The organism is Streptomyces sp. NPDC059718 (assembly GCF_042733315.1).
In the GTDB taxonomy this organism is placed as follows: Bacteria; Actinomycetota; Actinomycetes; order Streptomycetales; family Streptomycetaceae; genus Actinacidiphila.
This window is the reverse complement of record NZ_JBHWGA010000052.1, coordinates 19847-40892: the sequence shown is the minus strand read 5'-3', so window position 1 is coordinate 40892 and position 21046 is coordinate 19847. Positions and strand designations below refer to the sequence as shown.

Below are 21046 nucleotides of genomic sequence, written 5' to 3'. Positions count from 1 at the left end.
ACCCGGTTCCATCAGGTGATCCATCAGCATCGGGTGCTGGCGCGCGCCCGGCGCGCGCTACCGTTGAGGCCCCCAGGTCGGCGCAGTGCAAGAGGACGGGGCAGAGCATCTCCATGGCACAGGGCGTGGTTCAGGTGACGCACACCAACAGCTCGCGGTGGCGCCGCCGCACGGGAGAGTACGAGAGCCTCGCCGCGGCCCTGGAGGCGGCCGCCGAGGGCGACGTGCTCTCGGTCAACCCCGGGACCTACCGGGAGAACCTCGTCGTGGAGAAGGCCATAACGCTCCGCGCCGCCGAGGGGCCGGGCTCCGTCCGCATCGCCCCGCCGGCCGGTGTCGCGCTGACCGTACGGGCCGCGGCGACGGTCCAGGACCTCTCCGTCGAGGGGCAGGACACCTCCGCCGCCGCCCTGCTGGTCGAGGGCGCCGCACCCGAACTCACCGGACTGCGGGTCAGCACCCGGTCCGCGGTGGGCATAGAGGTCCGCGACGGGGCGCGGCCGACCGTGCGCCGCTGCACCGTCGACAACCCGGCCGGACTCGGGATCAGCATCCTGGAGGCCGCGGGCGGGCTGTTCGAGGACTGCGAGGTCGTGGCCGCGGGCCAGACCGGCATCTCCGTACGCGGCGGGGCCTCCCCGCGGCTGGAACGCTGCCGGGTCCGCAACGCGTCCGGCGCGGGACTCGCCCTCACCGGTGAGGGCACCGTGGCCGAGGCGGTCGGCTGCGAGGTGTACGAGGTCAAGGGCACCGGCGTACAGGTCGCCTCACGCGCGGCCGGCCATCTCACCGAGTGCCAGGTGCACCGCACCACCGGCGACGGCATCACCCTGGACACCGACGCCGTCCTGACCCTCTCCGACTGCGACATCCACGACATCCCCGAGAACGCCGTGGACCTGCGCTCCCGTTCGGTGCTCACCCTCACCCGCACCACGGTGCGGCGCTTCGGCCGCAACGGCCTGTCGGTGTGGGACCCGGGCACCCGGGTGGACGCCAACCAGTGCGAGATCCACGACAGCCAGGGCGACTACCCGGCGGTCTGGGTCAGCGACGGGGCGGCCGCCGTCCTCGACTCCTGCCGCCTGCACGACGTGCCCGACGCCCTGTTCGTGCTCGACCGGGGCTCGCGCGCCGACATGGTCGACAGCGACATCTCGCAGGTCCGCAACACCGCGGTCTCGGTCAGCGACGGCGCCACCGTGCAGCTCGACGACTGCCGCATCCGCGAGGCTTCCACCGGTGCCTGGTTCCGCGACCACGGCAGCGGCGGCACGCTGTCCGCCTGCACCATCGACGACACGGCGACCGGGGTCATCGTCACCAAGGGGGCCGATCCCACGCTGGAACGGTGTGTCGTGACCAACCCGGCCGAGGCCGGGTTCTACGTCTCCGCGGGCGGCCGCGGGACCTTCACGGGCTGCCGGGTCACGGGCAGCCGGGGCTACGGCTTCCACATCATCGACGGCTGCCGCTCCACGCTCACCCGCTGCCGCACGGAGCGCTGTGCGCGCGGCGGTTACGAGTTCGCGGAGCCGGGCCCGGTGACGGAGGACTGCACCGGGGACCAGAGCGGTGAGCGCCGCACCGTGCCGGAGTCGTCGTCGCGTGTGCCGGCTCCAGCGGGCGAGCGGCAGCCCGCGCCCACGTCGTTCGGGCTGCTCGGCGGACTGCCCGTGACGCCGACCAGCACCGCCGGGCCCACGGCCGTTCCCGCGCCGGCCACGGCCGGGGACGCCCGTCCCTCGGACGAGGTGCTGGCCGAACTCGACGCGCTGGTGGGCCTGGACAACGTCAAGCGCGAGGTGCGCTCCCTGATCGACCTGATCGCGGTGGGCCGCAGACGCCGTGAGGCCGGCCTCAAGGCCCCCTCCCCGCGCCGCCATCTGGTCTTCACCGGCTCCCCCGGCACGGGCAAGACGACCGTCGCCCGGCTCTACGGCGAGATCCTGGCCACCCTCGGCGTGCTGGAGCGCGGCCACCTGGTGGAGGTGGCCCGCGTCGACCTGGTGGGCGAGCACATCGGCTCGACCGCCATCCGCACCCAGGAGGCCTTCGAACGCGCCCGTGGCGGGGTGCTCTTCATCGACGAGGCGTACGCCCTGGCCCCCGAGGACTCCGGCCGGGACTTCGGCCGGGAGGCCATCGACACCCTGGTGAAGCTGATGGAGGACCACCGCGAGGCCGTCGTGGTGATCGTCGCGGGCTACACCGCGGAGATGGAGCACTTCCTGTCCGCCAACCCCGGTGTCGCCTCCCGCTTCTCGCGGACCATCACCTTCGACGACTACACCCCGGTCGAGCTGCTGCGGATCGTGCGGGCCCAGGCCGAGGAGCACGAGTACCAGCTCTCCGAGGACACCGGCGAGACGCTCTACAAGTACTTCATCGCGATCCCCAAGGGCCCGGCCTTCGGCAACGGCCGCACCGCGCGGCAGACCTTCGAGGCCATGGTCGAGCGCCACGCGGGCCGGCTCGCCCGGATCAGCGAGCCCAGCCACGAGGAGCTGCAGTTGCTCTACCCGGAGGACCTCCCCCCACTGCCCTGACCCTGCCCGGGCAGCACTCCCTCCACGTTGCGGTACAGCCAGCGGAGCAGCGCACCGCGCTCGGCCGCGAAGGCCGGGTCGGCCTGGTAGTCGAAGTGGGTCAGCAGGGGCGCGGGCAGTGGGTGTTCCTCCGTCCGGCCGTACGCCGCAGGATCGGGCAGCGGCGCACGGTCGACCGGCGGCCCGGGCTCGTCGAGGTGCACCGGACCGCCGATCGGATCCGTACGCCGCCACAGATTGCGCCAGGCGTGCAGCTCGCCGTGGAGCGAGGTCAGCGCGGGGGGCCCGAAGTAGGCGGGGAACCAGCGCCCGTACAACCGGCCCAGCGGCGAGCCGTAGGTGAGCAGGGCGATCCGCGCCCGCGTCGCCGGATCCAGCTGCCAGACCGCCGCCGCGGCCAGGACGCTCCCCTGGGAGTGCCCGGAGAGGATGATCCGGCCGTGGTTCGCCCGCGTCCAGGTCGTCATGCGCCAGGTCAGGTCCGGCACCGCGCGCTCGGCGTAGCAGGGCGGGGCGAAGGGGTGCGCGGCGCGCGGCCAGAAGGTGCCGACGTCCCAGAGGATGCCGACGGTGCGGCGTGCCCCGGCGTCGCGGTAGGCCCTGCGGCCGAGCGCGATCAGGGCCACCACCCCGGCGCCGACCAGCCAGGAGCCCAGGGCCTGGGCGGTCTCCGCGACCGTGCGCACCCATCCGGGCGGGTCGGCCCCGGCCCGCCCGGGAACGGCACCGCTCAGCCAGGCCCCGGCGAGCGCCCCCCCGCCCAGCAGGAAGGCCACCGTCCCGATGACCCCGATGAACAGGGCGGCCTGATCGGTGAGTTCGGCCCTGGCCCGGGCCAGGGCGATCTGGCGGCTGCGCGCCGGCTCGTGCTCCTCCCCCGGATAGTCGGACTCCACCTCCGGCACCAGCGCCCGGGTCCGGCGCAGCAGCCTCCTGCCGCGCACGACGACCACCACGGCCAGCACCAGCAGCAGCACCGGGATCGCCGATGCCTGCCAGGACAGCAGCACGGGCGGCCCGGCGACGGCGCTGCCCCCGCTGCCCGGCGTGGCACCGCGGTCCAGCCAGTCCGCGACCCGCTGGGCGATCCCTCCGGTGAGCACCCCGCCGAGCGAGCACGCGAGCAGGGCCACCGCCGGTCCCCCAAGACCCCGCAGCTCCGCCCGCCCGCCGCCGGAGCGGTGCATCAGACGGGCGACGCACGCCAGCACCACGAGCAACAGCCCCTGTGCCAGGGCGAGCCAGCCGAAGGCCTCCCCTGCGGGCAGCCGCCCGCCGGCGTCCCATCCCGGCCGGTGCCAGCAGGCGTATCCGGCCGTGGCCAGCAGCGCGGCGGCCGTCCCGCCGAGCATCGCCCGGGCGAGCCGTGGATCCAGGGCCTCGTCCGGCGCGTGCTCGCTGCGTCCCATGCCGCAGGTCACGGCGATCGCCGCGACCGTCAACCCGGCCAGGGCGCCCGTCAGCAGCCAGCCGACCGCGGCGAGTATCCGGATCCCGCCGACGTCCATGTCCCGTTCGAGCGGGGGGACGACCAAGGCGACCGCGACCGTGAGCAGCCCGGCCGCCGTATGGGCCGCACGGAGCCTGGCGACCAGCCGCCGCCCGTACCAGAAGCCGCGCCGGGCCAGCGGCGTGACGTCCGGCCCCTCCCGCTCGCCCGGATGCGGGCCCGGCAGGGGCCGCTGGGACTCGTAGGCGTACCAGGTGCGCCGGGAGAGCCACCACAGCAGCAGGGTCAGCCCGACGGGCAGCGCGGCCCCGGCGGCGATCCGGCGCCCCGGCTCGCCGGCGGCGAGGAACGAGAGCCAGCTCTTCCCGCCCGCGCAGGCCGCGTTGCCCGCGCACTGCCAGGCCACCAGGTCCATCGCGACCTCGCAGGCCGCCGCCACCAGCAGCACCGTCAGCGACAGCGCCAGCAGCCGCACCAGCACGTCGTACGCCCGGTCCAGGCGCGGCCGGGAGACCGGCGGCCGCATCCAGTGGGCCAGGTTGGCCACCATGAAGGGCAGCAGGAGCAGCCACAGCGCACGACTGCCGTCCCCGGACGTCAGATTGCACCAGGAGTAGGCGTCGGGCACCGGGCCCTCGCCGTACTCCTGCGGGTGCCGCTCCGCGTCGGCGTCGTCGGCACGCCGGTAGATCCCGGCGGTGTCGTCACCGCAGACGCGCGTGATGCGCGGGTCGTTGAGCATCGTCTGCGGCGTCGTCCCGCCGACGCCGTGGACCAGCAACTCCAGCGCCAGTTCCGTCCGTACCGTATCCGACCGCATCGCGATCGCCTCCCCGTACTTTCCCCGTGACGCGCGTACGGCATCGCGCGTATTCAGAATCGGGCACACGTACCAGTACTGGACAGAGGTGTTCACGAATGCCACCCGAACGTGTCACGCGCGGTACGTGTGGGACCGGTCACCCCGCGCCCTTCGCCCCCCGTCCGGCGGGGGCGGTCGTGGAAGGATGGCGAGACTGCCGGTCCGGGCAGCATCGGGATCACATCAGAGGATGGGACGGGACCTCGGGTGAGCGACAACCAGAACCTGCTCGCGGAACAGCGGCGTGCGCTGATCCTGGACGAGGTCCGGCGCCGCGGCGGGGTCCGGGTCAACGAGCTGACCCGGAAGCTGAACGTGTCGGACATGACCGTCCGCCGCGACCTCGACGCGCTCGCCCGTCAGGGCGTGGTCGAGAAGGTCCACGGCGGCGCCGTGCCGGTCGCCCCCGCCAGCAGCCACGAGCCGGGCTTCGAGGCGAAGGCGGGCCTCGAGCTCGGGGCCAAGGAGGCCATCGCCCGCGCCGCCGCCCGCCTGGTCACCCCCGGCAGCGCCATCGCGCTCACCGGCGGCACGACGACGTACGCCCTGGCCCAGCACCTCCTCGACGTGCCCGACCTCACCGTGGTCACCAACTCCGTCCGCGTCGCCGACGTCTTCCACTCCGCGGCCCGCGGCGCGGGCGGCGGCCGCGAGGGCGCCGCGACCGTCGTCCTCACCGGCGGCGTGCGCACCCCCTCGGACTCCCTCGTCGGCCCCGTCGCGGACCGGGCGATCGGCTCGCTCCACTTCGACCTGCTCTTCCTCGGCGTCCACGGCATCTCGGTCGAGGCCGGCCTGTCCACCCCCAACCTCGCCGAGGCGGAGACCAACCGGCGCTTCGTCCGCTCCGCACGCCGGGTGGTCGTCATCGCCGACCACACCAAGTGGGGCACCGTGGGCCTGAGCTCCTTCGCCACCCTGGAGGACGTGGACACCCTCGTCACCGACGCGGGCATCCCCGAGGTGCTCAGGGCGGAGATCGCCGAGCACCTGTCGGACCTGATCGTCGCCGGCGAGCCCGGGGACGCCGAGCCGGGCGGCGCCCTGCGCGAGAGTCCCGCAGACAACTGACGGGGCATCAACTACCGTACGGCCCATGACCCGCCGACTGCGTCCCACACGTCAGGTGGACCTGGGCTTCCTCGCCTCGGCGCCGCTCCGTCTCGTCTTCGCCGCCGAGGTCACGGCGCCGCCCGACACCGTGCACGCCGCACTCGCCAAGGACACCGAGAGCTGGACGGCGTGGTTCGGCGCCGTCACGGCCGCCGTGCCGACCGCCACGGGCCGCGCGATCGGGCTCCGGGGAGGAGTGCGTTTCCAGGAGACCGTCCTCGCCGACGAGCCCCCGCGGCGCTTCGCCTACCGCGTCGACGCCACGAACGCCCCGGGCCTGCGCGCCCTGCTTGAGGAATGGGCGCTCTCCCCCACCCCGGCCGGCGGCACCCACGTGCGCTGGACCTTCGCCGCCGACGGCTCCCCGCCCCTGCGCACCTTCCTGCTCCTGTCCCGCCCGGGCCTCGGCCTGTCGTTCCGTTCCGCGGTCCGCTCGCTGGACCGCCGGCTGGCCTCCTGAACGGGCCTCCCGGCGGGGCCGGGGCCTCAGCTACGGGAGACGGTGCCGCAGCCCTCCGACCCCGTCCGCTCGGCCTTGAGGTCCCTGCTGCGGTCGTAGGGGTCCACGGTGGGCCCCGACCGACCGGGGTCGTCACCCGGCGAGGCGTCAGAGGCGAACTGCGGGTGGAGCCAGCCGTCGTGGACGGAGCAGGCCGTGTTGGCGACGTCGTCGACGTACAGGGTGATCGCGAACTTGCCGGGGGTCACCCGGTAGCGGGACGGGTCGGGGAACTCCACGTCCAGGATGCGGCGGATGATCGTCCGGGCGACCTCGGTGGATCCGGACCCCGCCTGCACCAGGGGGTACACAAAGGTGTAGTCGGCGTGGACGACGACGGCGCGGTCCTTGCCCTTCGTGAAGGTCATCCGGCCGCGGGTCTTGACCACGTCTCCCGCCAGGGCGACTTCGGAGGGCTTGAAGCGCACCGCGAGCCGGAGCGGGTCGTTCTTCTCGGTCGGCTTGCGGAAGGCCGTCTCGAACCGGGTGCGCAGGTCGCGCTGGCTCGGATCGAGCATCCCCAGGGCGGCGTCCGGACGTCCGCCCCGAAGCGTCGCGGGGTCGAGGTTGGTGTCGACCAGGTACGCCTTGACGTTCTTGAGGGCGGCCGTCACCTGCGCCGACGTCATCCAGCCGGCCGACCGCGCCGTCGGCGGGACGATCCCCGCGGCACCGTCGGCGTACTGCTTCGCCGGGGAGCCGGCGAACGGGTCCTCGAGCGTGGGCGTGCCGGGGAACGCCTCCTTCGACGGGGCGCTCGTCGGCCGCGCGGTCTCCGCGGGGAGCGGCGAAGGGTCCGGGGCCGCGCTGCCGCGCATCGCGTCCAGCGCCCAGCCCGGGTTCAAAGCGAACAGCAGCACCCCGACGGCGACGAGGACGCCGACCAGCCCGAGCCACCGGCGGCGTCGGTGGCCGCGCGCCTCGACCGCGTAGACCGCGGGGCCGGTGCGCCAGCCCTCGGGCTGCGCGGGCGGCGGGTTGCCGCGCCCTTTGCGCTTGGTGCGGCGCGCCGCCTCCGCGTCCTGCTGCCGCAGTCGCTCGGTGACCATACGGGCCCGCGCGGAGGGTTCCTTGGGCGCCGACGCGCGGATCTCCGCCTCGCTGTCCCGTACGAACCGCTCCCAGATGTCGTCGGGCACGGAGGGGACGTCGTCGGGGGGCGGCGGAGTGGTGGTCACCGGAGGCTCTTTCACAAGATCGGACTGACAGGCCTTTCTATAGCCGAACGCAGTTTCCCCACAAGCCCCGTCGGTCCCGGGACCACCGGCTCACCGGTACTCCGCGAGCCGCGGCCGCACACCGACCACGACGAGGGCCGCGGCGATGCCGAGGACGCCCGCGGGAACGGCGGGCCAGCCGTCGAGCGCGGAGCGCGCGGCGTCCGTACGCACGGTGAAGTCGGCCTGCTGGTCCTGCGCGAGGACGTCCAGGGTGGTCGCGAAGTCCCAGAAGTCGAACCCCACCTCGCCGCGCCCGACGTCCGTGAGCACCACGGCCGCCTCGTCGATCCGCTTGCCGGCCATCAGCTCGACGAGCTTGCGGTCGTCGGCGCGGAAGTGCCCGTAGCGCTCGTTGACGTCGGCGTACGCGGGACGCTCGTCCGCCGCGGCCCAGCCGCCGGGGGCGAGCAGGCCGTCCAGCCGCCGGTTGAGCGCGTCGAGTTCGGCGCGCTGCTGCGGCTCGGCGCCGTTGACGAGCCAGCGGCTCTGCGTGGCGGCGGCCTCCGCGGCGACCGCGCGGGCCTGTGTGAGCCGGGACCAGGGGCGCAGTCCGTCCCGGGTCCCCGCGTCGAGGTCGGCGGCGGCGCCGGTGAAGGAGAACACACCGGCGAGGGTGACCCCGAGCGCCGCGGCCGTGGCGGCGGCCAGCGCCGGGTTGAGGACACGGCGGTAACGGCGGGTCAGGTCCCGCTGCCACCACAGGAGTACGGCGACGGCGACCAGGCCCAGGAGCCCCACGGCCACGGCCGAGCGCACGGCGGCGTCCTGCGCGGCGCGCGACGCCGCGGCGGCCTGCGCGTCGTAGGCCTTCGCCAGGGTCGCTACCTTGGGCAGCAGGTGGCTGTGCATGATGTCGCCCGCCTCGGCGGAGAAGGCGACGGCGACCGCCGGCGGGTGGCCCGCGGCCCGCTCGTGGTGCTGCTCGTCGACGTAGGCGGCCCGACCGCTGGCGTCGTCGTAGCGCCCGAGCAGGTCGAGGATGCCGCGCACCTGCGCGGCATGGGCCTCGTCGCCCCCGAGCTGCCGGAGGAGGTCGCTGGCCTGGGCACGGCGCTGCTGGGCGGTGATGAGCGCGAGGAGGCGGTTGCCGACCGACACCTCGGGGTCGTCGACCGCGTGGCCGGGCACCAGCTGGTTGGCGCGCTGGGCGTCCAGGTCCGCCAGGGCGAAGCGGAGTTCCGCGGTGACGGCGGCGCGGTGCGCGGAGGTGTCGCGCAACTGCTCGGCGTCCGACCGTACGGTGACGGCCCCGACGACCACGGCGAGGCACAGGGCGAGGACGGCCACCAGCGCGGCGGTCGCCTGGACGACCAGGCGCGCCGGGGGCGGCATCCGCCGGCGCCGCGCGCGGACGGGCGGTACCGGCGCCCGGCGCACCGGCGGTGCGGACGCACCGGGTGCGGGGGACGGCGGCGCGACCGCCGGAGGCGCGACGTGAGAGATCGTCATATCCGGACGCTAAGAGCGCCCGTGGAAGGGAAGGCGGTACTCCGGCGGACTCCCGGTGACCACGACGTAACAGAACGGAACGGACGGACCGGGTCAGCCCGGCCAGCTCCCCGCCGTCAGGAAGGCGTCGATGGTGACGGCGTACGGCGCGACGTCCAGGCCCTGTTGGGCGACCCAGGCATCGGAATAGTACTTGTCCAGGTACCGGTCGCCGGGGTCGCACAGCAAGGTGACGACACTGCCCGTGCGGCCCGCCGCGACCATCTCCGAGACGATCTTGAAGGCGCTCCACAGGCCGGTGCCCGTCGATCCCCCGGCCTTGCGCCCGATGGCCGCCTCCAGGGCGCGGACCGCCGCCACCGACGCCGCGTCCGGCACCTTCATCATCCGGTCGATGGCACCGGGCACGAAGCTGGGCTCCACCCTCGGGCGGCCGATGCCCTCGATCCGTGAACCGCGGTCGCAGCACACGGAGTCGTCGCCGCTCACCCAGCCGTCGAAGAACACCGAGTTCTCCGGGTCCGCGACGCACACCAGGGTTTCGTACTGCATGTAGTGGATGTAGCGGGCGATGGTGGCCGAGGTGCCGCCGGTGCCGGCAGTGGCCACGATCCACGCCGGGCAGGGGTTCCGTTCCAGGCTCAGCTGCTGGTATATCGACTCGGCGATGTTGTTGTTGCCGCGCCAGTCGGTGGCGCGCTCGGCGTAGGTGAACTGGTCCATGTAGTGGCCGCCGGTCTCCTCCGCGAGGCGGGCGGAGACCTCGTAGACCGTCCGCGGGTCGTCCACCAGGTGGCACCGGCCGCCGTGGAACTCGATCAGCCGCTGCTTCTCCCAGCTGGTGGTGCGCGGGATCACGGCGATGAACGGCACGCCGATCAAGGCGGCGAAGTACGCCTCGGACACCGCGGTCGAACCGCTCGAGGCCTCGATGACGGGCTTGCCCGGCCGGACCCAGCCGTTGCAGAGGCCGTAGAGGAACAGCGAACGGGCGAGACGGTGCTTGAGGCTGCCGGTCGGGTGAGTCGACTCGTCCTTCAGGTAGAGGTCGATGCCCCAGGCGTCGGGGAGCGGGAAGCGCAACAAGTGTGTGTCTGCGGAGCGGTTGGCGTCCGCCTGGACCTTGCGCACGGCCTCTTTCAGCCACCCCCGGTAGTCCGGGTCGGTCCGGTCCACGTCGACGGTGGGCATCGCCTCCGTCGCCCTCGCACGGTCTTCGCGGTCACCCTTCTCGCTGCTGTCCACCTGCGCCGCCTTCCGTTCGCGCCCGTCTCCCGATCATAGGCAGACGCTGGTGCCACGCCCCCCGGAGCGGGCAGACTTCGAGCGGACGAAGGAGGGGATGCGCCGTGGCCGAAGCGGAGTTCACCGCCACAGGGGTGCGGATCGGACGGCGGCTGCGGTCGCTCACCCGGGGCGGGCAGGTCCTGATCCGTGACGGCCGCCTGGTGCTGCTCACCAGCCGCGGGCGGGAGATCGACAGCGCCCCGGTGGAGGACGTCCACGCCCTGACCCCGCGTTTCGCGGTGCGGCGCCGCACCCTGACACGACTCAACGGCACCGGCTACCTGCTGACCCTGCGCACGCAGGGCGCGGCGTCCGCGGGGCGCTTCCTGGACGCCCTGCGCACGGCCCGGGAGCGGGTCGCGCGCCGCTGAGCCGAGCGGAACGGCACTCTCCGCGTTCACGGAGTTGCGGTAAGCATCCATCGGGGTGATCCTTGAGTGGCGTCACGGAGTCACTGCAGCAGTCACTCACAGCAATCCCGCAAAGGTGTTCCCATACCATGCGGGCGGGGCATGCCCCGATCACAGGGGCGCGCCCTCACCGCGGAGGGAGTCGCAGCCGTGATCAGCTCAGAAGGCAGTAAACGGCAGTGTGCCCTGGAACTTGAGGCACTGCCGTCCCGGATCCAGCAGGTACGCCGCATCGTCGCCGCCCAACTGCGGTACTGGCGGCTGGACCCCCTGATCGACCCCACTCTGCTGGGCATCACCGAACTGCTCGGCAACGTCCACCGGCATGCCCGGCCGGACAAGCGCTGTTCCGTCGAGCTGAGTTTCGCCTCCGGCTGGCTCACCGTCGCCGTCTCGGACAACGATCCGCGCCTGCCGCGGGTCCGCGAGTTCGAGCCCCTGGCCACCTGCGGCCGCGGCCTCGCCATGGTCGTGTCGATGAGCGACAGCTGGGGCACCGAGACCGTCAACGACGGTGGCAAGGTCGTGTGGTTCACGCTCCGGGCCGAGGCGACGGTCTCGTCCAGGGCGATGACCGAGCAGGTGTCGGCGGCCGTCGTCCGCAAGGTCGCCCCGCGGACACTGCCGGTGCTCCCCGAGACGCCGGAGGCCTGGGCCCCGGTGCTCGATCGGCTGGTCCCGGCCGCGGCCGAACCGGTGCTGGTCTGACGCGCGGCCGCCGCACCCCGGAGGGGCACGGCGGCCGTGGCCCCCGGGCCGTCGTCGGCGGAGTCATTCCGCTGCGATGGCCCTCAGTACGTCCAGACGCGCCGCGCGCCGGGCCGGACGCCATCCGGCCAGGACTCCGGCGACCAGCCCGACCAGCCCGACGACCGCGAGCTGGACGGGCGGCACCGCGAAGGCGCTCGTGCCCGCGCCGTCCGACGCCTTGACCAGTGCCCAGCCGAGGAACCCCCCGAGCGCCAGCCCGCCGGCCGTGCCGAAGGCGGCGACCAGGACGGACTCCCAGCGGACCATGGCCCGCAGCTGGGCCCTGGTCTGCCCGACCGCGCGCAGCAGCCCGAGTTCGCGGGTGCGCTCGTGCACCGCGAGGGTGAGCGTGTTGGCGATGCCGAGCAGCGCGATGAGGACGGCCAGCGCGAGCAGTGCGTAGACGAGCGTCAGCATGATGTCCACGCCCGAGGCGGCGGATTCCGCGTACTCCTCACGGGTCTGGACCTCGGGGTTGCCGTACTGCCGGGCGACTCCTTGGACGGCTGTGCGGCCCTCGTCGAGGGCGACGCCCTTCTTGAAGGCGACGGCGACGAGGTCGTCGGCGTCCTGCACCTTGTGCGGTGCCCAGGCAGTGCGGGTGACGATGTAGTCGCCGCCGAGGCCGGCCTCCGGGTAGACGGCGCGCACGGTGAAGGTCCGGCGGGTGCCGTCGGTGAACGCCAGCACCATGGTGCTGCCCGGCTTCCAGTGGTGCTGGTCCGCTTCCTTGCGGGAGACGGCGATGCCGTCCCGGCCGAGGCCGCTCAGGGAGCCGTCGACGGCACCGAGGTCGAGCACGCGGGTCAGGGCGACGGGGTCGGTGACCGTCAGCTGCCGCCCGCCGCCGTCGACTTCGGCGACACCCTTGCCGAGCCCGACCGCCGTCGCCACCTCGGGCAGCTTCGCCACGGCGGGTGCGAGCCCCGGGCTGAGACCGTTCGCACCCGCACCGAAGCCCGAAGCGGTCAGGGCGACGTCGCCGGCGAAGGAGCGGTCGACGGTCCGGTCCATGGTGGCCTTCAGGGAGGCGCCGAAGACCGTGAAGAGCGACACGACCGCGACGCCGATCATCAGCGCGGTGGCGGTGGCCGCCGTCCGCTTCGGGCTCCGCAGCGCGTTCCGCCTGGCCAGCGCCCCGGTGGCACCGCGCAGCCGCGCGAGCGGGGCTCCCAGGACGCGCACCGCGTACGAGGCGGCGACCGGCCCCAGGACGACGAACGCGACGACGACCACGGCGGCGCCGACGGAGGTGAGCCACACCTCGGGCGTGCCCGCCGCGCCCGCGACGGTCGTCGCGGCACCGGCCACCGCCAGCGCGGCCCCCAGCGCCGCCCGTCCGCGCGAGGCACCGGAGTGGTCCACCGCCGTCTCGCGCAGCGCGGCGAGCGGCGCCGTCCGCCCGGCACGGACGGCGGGCAGCACGGCCGAGCCGGTGCAGACGAGCAGGCCGACGCCGAGCGGTACGGCCATGGCGGTGGCGCCGACGACCAGTCCCCCGTCCGGGAAGGGGAATCCGACGGCCGGGAACAGCGCCTGCAGCCCGGCCGCGATGCCGATCCCGCCCAGGAGCCCGGCGGCCGAGGCGGCCAGTGCCACGGCCACGGCCTCCGTGAGGGTCGAGCCCAGCACCTGGCGCCTGGACGCGCCGAGCGCCCGCAGCAGCGCGTTCTCCCGGGTGCGCTGGGCGACGACGATCGCGAAGGTGTTGTGGATGCTGAAGGTCGCCACGAGCAGGGCTATCCCGGCGAAGACCGTGAGCAGGGTCGTGAACAGCGACAGGAACCGGCCCGAGACCTGGTCGAGGTTCTCGTCCGTGGCCTGCTGACCGGTGATCGCCTCGACACCGTGGGGCAGCACGCCCGCGACGCGCCTCGCCAGCTCTTCCTGGCCGACGCCGGAGGCCGCACGCACCTTGATCGTGGACGCCCGGCCGGGCCCCGGCATCAGTTGGCGCTCGGCGTCTGCGCGGGTGAGGCCGGTGAAGGTGGACTGGCCCATGCCGTCCTCGCCGCCGAAGGTCACCAGTCCGACGATCGTCACCCGCAGCGGGTCGGGGGTGCGCAGCACGGTCGTGTCGCCGATGCCCAGCCCGCCCTGCTCGGCCGCGGCACGGTTCACCACGGCCTCGCCGGCGGCCCTGGGAGCGCGGCCCTCCGCGAGGGCGTACGGGTTGAGCCCGGCGTCGTCGATCCAGTTCCCGGCGAGGGTCGGCGGGCCCTGACCGCCGACGGGCTCGCCGTCACGGCCGACGAGTTGGCCCGCGCCCTCGATGTCGGCCGCGACGGCCGCCACCCCGGGTACGGCCCGCAGCCGCGCGACGAGCGCGCTGTCGACGGGTTCGCGGGTGCCTTGTCCCTCCCCGGGGACGGTGACGACGTCGGCGCTGCGGACGACCACGTCGGTGCCGCTGTTGGCGTTCGCAAAGAGCGTGTCGAAGCTGGCGCGCAGGGTGTCGCCCATCACCATGGTGCCGGCCAGGAAGGCGACACCCAGGAAGACCGCCAGGAAGGTGCCGGCGAACCGGCGCTTGTGGGCCCTCAGGGAGGACAGGCTCAGCCGCAGGGACGCGCGGACCGGCCCGGTCGGCGCGCTCATGACGTCACCCGCTGCCCTGGTGCGGTGCGGCGTCCCGCGTCGCGGGCGGTGTCGAAGGCCTTCATGCGGTCGAGGACCTTCTCCGCGCTCGGGTCGGGCATCGTGTCCACCAGGCGTCCGTCGGCGAGGAAGACGACCTCGTCGGCGTGGGCGGCGGCGACCGGGTCGTGGGTGACCATGACGACCGTGCGGCCCATCTCGTGGACGGCCCGTCCCAGCAGGCGCAGCACCTCCTCGCCGGACCGCGAGTCGAGGTTGCCGGTGGGCTCGTCGGCGAAGACGACCTCGGGCCGCCCCGCCAGCGCCCTGGCCACCGCCACGCGCTGCTGCTGGCCCCCGGAGAGCTCGCTCGGGCGGTGCCGCAGCCGGTCGCCCAGGCCCACTACGTCGATCAGGGCGTCCACCCACTCGCGGTCCGTCCCGGCACCGGCCAGGTCCTGGGGCAGGGTGATGTTCTCCGCCACGGTCAGGGTCGGCAGCAGGTTGAAGGACTGGAAGACGAAGCCGACCCGCTCCCGGCGCAGCAGCGTCAACTGCCGGTCGCCGAGCGCCCCCAACTCGGTGTCGCCGATCCAGGCGGTCCCGGAGGTGAGGGTGTCCAGGCCGGCGGCGCAGTGCATGAGGGTGGACTTCCCGGACCCGGAAGGACCCATGATCGCGGTGAACCGCCCGCTGGGGAACCCGACCGTGACCCCGTCCAATGCGCGCACCTGGGCGTCGCCCGCCCCGTAGGTCTTGACTGCGTCGGCGATGCGGGCGGCGGTCATCGCTCCCCGCCCTTGGGGAAGCGGCCGAACTGCTCGTCCAGGACGGACAGCCGGCGCCAGTACTCGTCCTCGTCGATCTCGCCCGCGGCGAAGCGGCGGCCCAGTACGGCGATCGGCGAGTGCTCGCCGATCGCGGCCCGGGCGTGCCAGGGGCCGCGGCCGAGGCCCCTGCGCCACGCGGCGCGGCGCAGCACGAATGCGACGCCTCCGATGACGGCGGCCCAGATCAGCGGGAAGAACAGGATCCAGGGGCCGGGGCCCCCGTCCCAGTGGTCGGCGAGCGAGGTCAGTGCGTTGGCGTCCATCGCGAATCGTCTCCTTGGTGATGCCGTGGTTTCCCGGCCCTACGAGACTGGTCCGCGCGCGGCCGCTGGTCGTCGTACGGCCAGCGGCACCGCGGGTACCACCCGGGGAGTACGGCCGCTGTCGGTGCCTGCGCCTAACATGCGGATCATGTGGCGATGCACAGGTCTGCGATGGGTGTCCGGGGGCCCGGCGTGGACCTGGTGGCACCCCCGCCACGGCGACCGGCGCAGTCCCGTGCGCCTCGGCGACCCGCTGGCCCTCGCCGTGCAGCCGGGCGCGGTGCGGCAGTGCATGGGCGTGTGGCGTTCGGGGCGCTGGACTCCGTGCCCGCGGGCCGCGGAACTTCCCGCGCGGGCCCGCCGCGACCAGTGCGAGCAGTGCGCGGCGCTGGACCGCTCCCGGTCCGTGGCGGCGGACACGCGGCTGGACGACCCGCGGGCCTTCGCGGTGTACCTGGCCTGGTTCGGCCCGGGTCTGGGCAAGGTCGGCATCACGGCGGCCGAGCGGGGCAGTGCGCGGCTGCTCGAACAGGCCGCGATCTGCTTCACGTTCCTGGGCCGGGGGCCGCTGATGGCCGCGCGCCGCGCCGAGTCGGTCCTCGGGACGGCGCTGGGCATCCCGGACCGGGTGGCGACGTCCGCGAAGCGTGCCGCCCGCGCCACGCTGCCTCCCGCACCGGCACGGGTGGCCGGGCTGCGGGCCCTCCACGAGGCGGCGGCCGCGGTCCCCGACTGGCGGGACACGCTGACCGCCACCGGGTTCCAACCCGTCGACCACGCGGCGGTGTTCGGCCTGGAGCCCGACGCGCCGCAGGCCACCGCCGCGGTGACCGGGCTCGCCCCGGCCACCGCCCTGGGCGGCACCGTCGTGGCGGTGGCCGGGGGCGACGTCTACCTCCGCACCGCCGGGCCGGCCGGCGGTGTCCTGCTGCTCGACACGCGCCTGGTGCCGGGATGGCCGCTCACCGCGTCGGCGGCGGACCTGCCGGCCCCGCCCACGAAGGCACTGCCGCAGGCCACCGAGCCTCCGGAGCCGCTGTTCTGACGGTGTGCCGGCGACTCCGGGGGACGGACCTCAGGCGCCGAGCGCCGTGAGCGGGTCGTCCAGCACGGGCTGCCAGGCCAGTTCCGCGGCCCCGACGAGGCTGTTGTGGTCCAGGGCGCAGGCGAGCAGCGGAATGCCGCCGCTGCGCCCCCACAGGCTGCGTTCGGCGACGACGGCACGCAGCCGTCCCGGGTCGGCGTCGAGCAGCCAGCGGTGCAGGCCGCCGAGCAGGATCCGGTCGGGGTTGAGGACGTTGACCAGTCCCGCGAGTCCCTGGCCGAGGCGGTCGATGAGGCTGTCGGCGGCGCGCCGCACCGCGGGGTCGTCGTACTCCTCACGGAGCAGGGCGCGGCACTGGTCGGGCAGCGAGCCCTCGGGGCCGGGGATCCGGCCGGCGGACTCCAGGAAGGCGAGGGGGTCCACTTCGACGTCGAGGCAGCCACGGCTGCCGCAATGGCAGGGGCGGCCCTCGGGGTTGACGGTGAGGTGACCGACCTCCAGGGCGAGTCCGGCACTGCCGGTGTGGAGCTTGCCGTGCAGGACGAGCGCACCACCCACGCCGCGGTGGCCGGTGGCGACGACCAGCAGGTGCTCGGCTCCCTGTCCGGCGCCGTGCCGGTGCTCGGCGAGCGCGGCGACGTTGACGTCGTTGCCGACGAAGCACGGCGGCGGCGCCCCGTTGGGGGAGATGATGCCCGACCGCTCGATCTGCTCGCGGAAGATGTCCAGGACGGGTGCGCCCGCGGGCCAGGCGAGGTGAAGGGGGTTGAGCGCGGCGCCTTCCGGCTCGGCGACGGCGGAGGGCACGGCGAGACCGGCGCCCGCGCACGCCCGGCCGGAGGCGCGCAGCAGCTCCGCGCCGGCCGCGACCACGGCGCCGAGGACCCGGGCGGGATCAGCGGGCACGGTCATGGCGACCGGAGTGGACGCGAGGATGTGGCCGCCGAGTCCGACCAGGGCGGCGCGGAATCCGTCGGCGTGGATCTGCGCGGCGAGGACGACGGGCCCCTCGGGGTTGACGGCGAGCCGGTGCGAGGGCCGGCCCTGCGCTCCGGCGGGTCCGCCCGGCCGGGTGTCGACCCGGATCAGGCGCAGTGCCTCCAACTCGGCGGCGACGGCCCCCGCGGTCGCCCGCGTCACGCCGAGTTCGGCGGTGAGCACGGCGCGGGTGGGGGCACGCCCGGTGTGCACGAGCGCGAGCGCGGGACCGAGCGCACCACGGCCCCGCTCCAACCTTGTCCGAGTCTGGGTCACAGTCCTATTCTCACTTTGTGCCGAGCCTAAACAAAATACGGAGCGTACTCGCCCGGCAAGATCGCGCAAGTCCGCCGCTCCCCTTGCGGCGCCTCCGTGTCGCCCTGACCGCGTTCTTCGCCCTGGACGGATTCGTCTTCGCCGGCTGGGTCGTTCGCATCCCCGCCGTCAAGGAGCAGGTCGGCGCCTCGGCCGGGGCGCTCGGCCTCGCGCTGCTCGGCGTGTCGGCGGGGGCGGTCGCCACCATGATCCCCAGCGGGCGGCTGTGCCGGCGCTTCGGGGCCCGGCAGGTGACCGTCGGCACCGGTGCCGTCCTGTCACTGGGCGTCGCGCTGCCTCCGTTCACCCACTCCCCCCTCGCCCTCGGTCTCGTACTGCTCCTGCTCGGCGTGGGCTTCGGTGGCATGAACGTCGCGATGAACAGCGTCGCCGTCGACCTGGTGGCCGCGCTGCGGCGCCCCATCATGCCCGGTTTCCACGCGGCGTACAGCCTGGGCGGACTGGTCGGGGCGGGCGTCGGCGGACCGCTGGCCGCGCGGCTGACACCGGTCCAGCACCTCGTCGGCGTCGCGGTGTTCGGGCTCCTGGCCACGGTGCTGCTCGGGCGGCTCCTGCTCAGACACGCCGTCCCCCGTCCCGCGGAGCCCGCGGATCCCTCGGCCGTCACCATGGAGGGTGCGCACGACACGCGTCAGGCAGGCGCCCGGCGGATGGTCGCCGTCTTCGGCCTGATCGCGCTGTGCACCGCCTACGGCGAGGGAGCGCTCGCCGAATGGGGTCCGCTCCACCTTCAGGAGGACCTGCACACCGGTCCGGCCCTCGCGGCCACCGGATACGCCGCCGTCGCCCTCGCGATGACCGTCGGACGCCTCTCCGGCACCGCCCTCCTGCTGCGGCTCGGCCCGACCCGGGCGGTGGTGCTGGGCGGACTGACGGCCTGCGCCGGGATGCTGCTGGGGGCGTTCGGCCCCGAGGTCTGGCTCGTCCTGGCCGGCTTCGCGCTCACCGGGCTCGGGCTCGCCAACGTCTTCCCCGTGGCAATCGGCCGGGCCGGCGCCCTCGGCGGCCCCGGCGGTGTGGCCACCGCCTCCACCCTGGGGTACGCGGGCTTCCTGCTCGGGCCGCCCACGATCGGCTTCCTCGCCGACGCCTTCGGGCTGCCGGTCGCACTGACCACGGTCGCCGCGCTGGCGGCGGTGGCCGCCGTGGTCGCGCACACGACCCGGCACGCGTCCGCGGCCGCCGGAGTCTGACGCGTCGCATCCGGGTTCCCCCGGCGTACGGGGAGCGCCATGCTGGACGGTGCCCTGTGGACCGCACAGCAGCCGGAGGAGACATGCCGATCCCCCGTAAGCTCCGGGCCGCCGGCCGGTCCGTGTACCGGGAGCGTGTGTCGCGCGTCTATTTGTGCCTGGTCGCCGCCGTCCTCGTCCTGGTCCTGCTCGACAGCGCGTTCGTCTCGCACGCGGACGCGACGCTGTCCGGAGTGTGGCTCGTCCTGCTGACGTTGCCGTGGATGCCCATGTTCTGGTCGCTCTTCGACGCCATCGGCGGTCTCGGGGCGGCTGACGCCGCCCACGGCTGGGGTGGTTGGTCGGCGGCAGTGGCGGCGGCCGTGGTGTCGGCGGTCCTCAACGCGGTGTTGTCCGGCCTGGTGGCGCGGGCCCGCCGCCGGCGTCGCCCCGCGCACTGAGCCGGTACGGGCCCGGCTGTCGGTGCCGGCTGCCACAATCGCGTCATGGAGACAGCCGAGTTCATCGAGGTGCTGCGACGCGACGGCGGACTGCTCGCCGACGCGGCGGAAGCGGCCGGGCTCGACGCCGAGGTGCCGTCCTGCCCCGGCTGGCGCGTGCGCGAACTGGTCCGCCATCAAGGGGTCGTGCACCGCTGGGCGACGCGCTACGTCGCGGAGGGACGGCGGCAGCCGGAGCCCATCGAGGCCGAGGCCCCCAGGGACGACGCCTCGCTCCTCCCCTGGTTCCGCGAGGGCCACGGGCTGCTGGTCGCTGCCCTCGATGCGGCGCCCGCCGACCTGGAGTGCTGGTACTTCCTCAAGGCCCCCTCCCCGCGGGCCTTCTGGGCGCGGCGCCAGGCTCACGAGACGGCGGTCCACCGGGTGGACGCGGAACTGGCCCTGGGCCGGGCCCCGTCCCCGGTGGATCCGGTGTTCGCGGCCGACGGCATCGACGAGTTGCTCGCCGGTTTCCACGGCCGGCCGAAGAGCCGGGTCCGCAGCGGGACGCCCAGGACGCTCCGCGTGCGCACGACCGACACCGACGCCGCGCGGGACGATTGGCTCGCGCGCATGTCGGCCGACCCCCTGGCCGTCGAACGGTCCGCGCCGGGCGAGGCGGACTGCACGGTGAGCGGCACCGCCGAGGAGCTCTACCTCACCCTCTGGAACCGGGGGGCCTACGAGAAGCTGCAGGTGACGGGGGATGACTCCGTGATCGAACTGTGGCGGCGCACGGCGGCGATCGACTGACGCACCAGGCGCGGCGCAGGGCGGCGGCTCCCCTATTACCGGCCGATAACTTCACGTGCCGGCGCCTTCGCATGGCACGACGTTCCCTCACGCCCGCCGCCCTGCGCCGCGCGATCACCTGGTGGCCGCCCTACCTGTTCTCCGGCATCCGCGTCCCGCACATCGCCGACGACTGGAGTTCGACCCGGGTCCGGCTGCGGCTCCACCGCTTCAACCGCAATTGCGTGGGCACCCACTCCGGCGGATCGCTCTTCTCGATGAGCGACCCCTTCTGGATGCTGCTGGCCATGAACCGCCTCGGGCGCGACTACCTGGTGTGGGACCGCGCGGCGGAGATCGAGTTCGTCTCGCCCGGCAAGGGGGACGTGTTCGCCGACTTCAAGCTGACCGAGCACCGGCTCGAGGAGATCAGGGAGCTCACCGCGGGCGGCGACAAGGCCCTGGTGTGATTCGGGAACGACACCGTCGCGGACGACGGGACGGTCGTGGCCAGGGTCCGCAAGCAGCTGTACGCCCGCCGGAAGCGCGACTCCCGCTGAGCGGAAGGACGCCGGCGACGCAGGAAACCCTCAGACCTGGCCGAGCATCCGCTCCAGGACGGCGCGCTGCACGGGCTTGACCTCCTCGTGGCGCACCCGGCCCGCCTCGGTCAGCGCGACCTGCACCCCACGCCGGTCCTCGCTGCAGATCCCCCGGCTGACGAGGCCGTCCTTCTCCAGCCGGCCGACCAGCCGGGAGAGCGCGCTCTGGCTCAGGTGCACGCGGTCCGCGAGCTCCTGGACGCGGTAGGTGCATCCGCCGTCCTCGGGGTTGCCCTCGGCGAGCAGGTCGAGCACCTCGAAGTCGCTCGCCCCGAGTCCGTGCGGGTTCAGCTCACGGTCGAGTTCGCACGCGGTGCGCGCGTGCAGGGAGAGGACCTCCCGCCACCGCTCCACGAGCACATGCTCACTCTTCACGCCGGTCATGGCCGCATGATAGCAGAAAATCAACACTACATGTACAC

General features: G+C 74.1%; 19 protein-coding genes. 10 read left to right on the top strand and 9 right to left on the bottom strand.

Translation table 11 applies throughout. The annotated features are described in order from the left end of the window. Window positions 1-113 precede the first annotated feature (113 nt). Window positions 114-2549 carry a right-handed parallel beta-helix repeat-containing protein gene (locus ACFV3E_RS38425; protein ID WP_500539900.1) on the top strand — a complete coding sequence of 812 codons (2436 nt, stop codon included), beginning with the start codon at window positions 114-116 and terminating at the stop codon, window positions 2547-2549. Here ACFV3E_RS38425 and ACFV3E_RS38420 read toward each other — a convergent pair. After that, on the bottom strand, window positions 2519-4819 hold the full coding sequence (locus ACFV3E_RS38420) for a hypothetical protein (protein ID WP_500539898.1): 2301 nt from the start codon (window positions 4817-4819) through the stop codon (window positions 2519-2521). The two genes, ACFV3E_RS38425 and ACFV3E_RS38420, sit on opposite strands and share 31 nt — an antisense overlap. Window positions 4820-5068: 249 nt before the next feature. On the opposite strand from ACFV3E_RS38420, the gene ACFV3E_RS38415 reads away from it, so the two are divergent. Further along, window positions 5069-5932: a DeoR/GlpR family DNA-binding transcription regulator gene (locus tag ACFV3E_RS38415; RefSeq protein WP_500539896.1), complete on the top strand. Its 864-nt coding sequence runs from the start codon at window positions 5069-5071 to the stop codon at window positions 5930-5932. Window positions 5933-5957: 25 nt separating this feature from the next. Then, window positions 5958-6434, top strand: a complete 477-nt coding sequence (locus ACFV3E_RS38410) for an SRPBCC family protein (RefSeq protein ID WP_500539894.1) — start codon at window positions 5958-5960, stop codon at window positions 6432-6434. A gap of 26 nt (window positions 6435-6460) precedes the next feature. Here ACFV3E_RS38410 and ACFV3E_RS38405 read toward each other — a convergent pair whose 3' ends face one another. From ACFV3E_RS38405 to ACFV3E_RS38395, 3 genes are all read right to left on the bottom strand, one after another. Further along, a complete protein-coding gene (locus ACFV3E_RS38405) occupies window positions 6461-7651 on the bottom strand; it encodes a hypothetical protein (protein ID WP_500539892.1) in 1191 nt (396 codons plus the stop codon). A gap of 90 nt (window positions 7652-7741) precedes the next feature. Further along, window positions 7742-9142 (bottom strand): GlnX family signal transduction membrane protein, encoded by a 1401-nt coding sequence (locus tag ACFV3E_RS38400; RefSeq protein WP_500539890.1) that lies wholly within the window; start codon window positions 9140-9142, stop codon window positions 7742-7744. A gap of 93 nt (window positions 9143-9235) precedes the next feature. Next, window positions 9236-10333 carry a PLP-dependent cysteine synthase family protein gene (locus ACFV3E_RS38395; RefSeq protein WP_500539941.1) on the bottom strand — a complete coding sequence of 366 codons (1098 nt, stop codon included), beginning with the start codon at window positions 10331-10333 and terminating at the stop codon, window positions 9236-9238. 158 nt (window positions 10334-10491) lie between these two features. Between ACFV3E_RS38395 and ACFV3E_RS38390 the strand changes: the two genes are divergently transcribed. Together ACFV3E_RS38390 and ACFV3E_RS38385 are read left to right on the top strand one after the other, a co-directional pair. Then, on the top strand, window positions 10492-10800 hold the full coding sequence (locus ACFV3E_RS38390) for a hypothetical protein (RefSeq protein WP_500324342.1): 309 nt from the start codon (window positions 10492-10494) through the stop codon (window positions 10798-10800). A 189-nt stretch (window positions 10801-10989) separates the two neighbouring features. Next, window positions 10990-11547 carry an ATP-binding protein gene (locus tag ACFV3E_RS38385; protein WP_500370644.1) on the top strand — a complete coding sequence of 186 codons (558 nt, stop codon included), beginning with the start codon at window positions 10990-10992 and terminating at the stop codon, window positions 11545-11547. Window positions 11548-11610: 63 nt separating this feature from the next. Here ACFV3E_RS38385 and ACFV3E_RS38380 read toward each other — a convergent pair whose 3' ends face one another. Genes ACFV3E_RS38380 through ACFV3E_RS38370 form a run of 3 tightly spaced genes read right to left on the bottom strand, consistent with a single transcriptional unit; the run spans window position 11611 to window position 15259 of the window. Continuing rightward, entirely contained in the window at window positions 11611-14187 is a 2577-nt protein-coding gene (locus tag ACFV3E_RS38380) for an ABC transporter permease (RefSeq protein ID WP_500539888.1), read from the bottom strand. Then, window positions 14184-14954 (bottom strand): ABC transporter ATP-binding protein, encoded by a 771-nt coding sequence (locus ACFV3E_RS38375; protein ID WP_500539886.1) that lies wholly within the window; start codon window positions 14952-14954, stop codon window positions 14184-14186. The genes ACFV3E_RS38380 and ACFV3E_RS38375 overlap by 4 nt, the downstream gene beginning before the upstream one ends. Then, the gene (locus tag ACFV3E_RS38370) at window positions 14951-15259 is read right to left on the bottom strand and encodes an SHOCT domain-containing protein (protein ID WP_499510696.1); all 309 of its coding nucleotides are present in this window, start codon (window positions 15257-15259) and stop codon (window positions 14951-14953) included. The genes ACFV3E_RS38375 and ACFV3E_RS38370 overlap by 4 nt, the downstream gene beginning before the upstream one ends. Before the next feature lie 148 nt (window positions 15260-15407). On the opposite strand from ACFV3E_RS38370, the gene ACFV3E_RS38365 reads away from it, so the two are divergent. After that, window positions 15408-16304, top strand: coding sequence for a DUF2797 domain-containing protein (locus ACFV3E_RS38365; RefSeq protein ID WP_500539884.1), 897 nt, complete (start codon window positions 15408-15410; stop codon window positions 16302-16304). A 30-nt stretch (window positions 16305-16334) separates the two neighbouring features. Here the strand turns inward: ACFV3E_RS38365 and ACFV3E_RS38360 are convergent, their stop codons facing one another. Further along, a complete protein-coding gene (locus ACFV3E_RS38360; protein ID WP_500370639.1) occupies window positions 16335-17558 on the bottom strand; it encodes an ROK family protein in 1224 nt (407 codons plus the stop codon). A gap of 17 nt (window positions 17559-17575) precedes the next feature. Between ACFV3E_RS38360 and ACFV3E_RS38355 the strand changes: the two genes are divergently transcribed. From ACFV3E_RS38355 to ACFV3E_RS38340, 4 genes are all read left to right on the top strand, one after another. Beyond that, window positions 17576-18811 carry an MFS transporter gene (locus ACFV3E_RS38355; RefSeq protein ID WP_500539882.1) on the top strand — a complete coding sequence of 412 codons (1236 nt, stop codon included), beginning with the start codon at window positions 17576-17578 and terminating at the stop codon, window positions 18809-18811. Window positions 18812-18894: 83 nt separating this feature from the next. Beyond that, window positions 18895-19251, top strand: a complete 357-nt coding sequence (locus ACFV3E_RS38350) for an SCO4225 family membrane protein (protein WP_500539880.1) — start codon at window positions 18895-18897, stop codon at window positions 19249-19251. Window positions 19252-19296: 45 nt separating this feature from the next. Next, window positions 19297-20043, top strand: a complete 747-nt coding sequence (locus ACFV3E_RS38345) for a maleylpyruvate isomerase family mycothiol-dependent enzyme (protein WP_500539878.1) — start codon at window positions 19297-19299, stop codon at window positions 20041-20043. Window positions 20044-20114: 71 nt separating this feature from the next. Next, entirely contained in the window at window positions 20115-20492 is a 378-nt protein-coding gene (locus ACFV3E_RS38340) for a DUF4442 domain-containing protein (protein ID WP_500539876.1), read from the top strand. 120 nt (window positions 20493-20612) lie between these two features. Here ACFV3E_RS38340 and ACFV3E_RS38335 read toward each other — a convergent pair whose 3' ends face one another. After that, window positions 20613-21008: a MarR family winged helix-turn-helix transcriptional regulator gene (locus ACFV3E_RS38335; protein ID WP_500539874.1), complete on the bottom strand. Its 396-nt coding sequence runs from the start codon at window positions 21006-21008 to the stop codon at window positions 20613-20615. Window positions 21009-21046: the final 38 nt, after the last annotated feature.

Bases quoted from the DNA above. Each gene is read 5' to 3' on its own strand.
- ACFV3E_RS38335 (WP_500539874.1), bottom strand. From the start codon at position 21,008: ATGACCGGCGTGAAGAGTGAGCATGTGCTCGTGGAGCGGTGGCGGGAG.
- ACFV3E_RS38410 (WP_500539894.1), top strand. From the start codon at position 5,958: ATGACCCGCCGACTGCGTCCCACACGTCAGGTGGACCTGGGCTTCCTC.
- ACFV3E_RS38425 (WP_500539900.1), top strand. From the start codon at position 114: ATGGCACAGGGCGTGGTTCAGGTGACGCACACCAACAGCTCGCGGTGG.
- ACFV3E_RS38420 (WP_500539898.1), bottom strand. From the start codon at position 4,819: ATGCGGTCGGATACGGTACGGACGGAACTGGCGCTGGAGTTGCTGGTC.
- ACFV3E_RS38395 (WP_500539941.1), bottom strand. From the start codon at position 10,333: ATGCCCACCGTCGACGTGGACCGGACCGACCCGGACTACCGGGGGTGG.
- ACFV3E_RS38400 (WP_500539890.1), bottom strand. From the start codon at position 9,142: ATGACGATCTCTCACGTCGCGCCTCCGGCGGTCGCGCCGCCGTCCCCC.
- ACFV3E_RS38350 (WP_500539880.1), top strand. From the start codon at position 18,895: ATGCCGATCCCCCGTAAGCTCCGGGCCGCCGGCCGGTCCGTGTACCGG.
- ACFV3E_RS38375 (WP_500539886.1), bottom strand. From the start codon at position 14,954: ATGACCGCCGCCCGCATCGCCGACGCAGTCAAGACCTACGGGGCGGGC.
- ACFV3E_RS38345 (WP_500539878.1), top strand. From the start codon at position 19,297: ATGGAGACAGCCGAGTTCATCGAGGTGCTGCGACGCGACGGCGGACTG.
- ACFV3E_RS38370 (WP_499510696.1), bottom strand. From the start codon at position 15,259: ATGGACGCCAACGCACTGACCTCGCTCGCCGACCACTGGGACGGGGGC.
- ACFV3E_RS38380 (WP_500539888.1), bottom strand. From the start codon at position 14,187: ATGAGCGCGCCGACCGGGCCGGTCCGCGCGTCCCTGCGGCTGAGCCTG.
- ACFV3E_RS38365 (WP_500539884.1), top strand. From the start codon at position 15,408: ATGTGGCGATGCACAGGTCTGCGATGGGTGTCCGGGGGCCCGGCGTGG.
- ACFV3E_RS38340 (WP_500539876.1), top strand. From the start codon at position 20,115: ATGGCACGACGTTCCCTCACGCCCGCCGCCCTGCGCCGCGCGATCACC.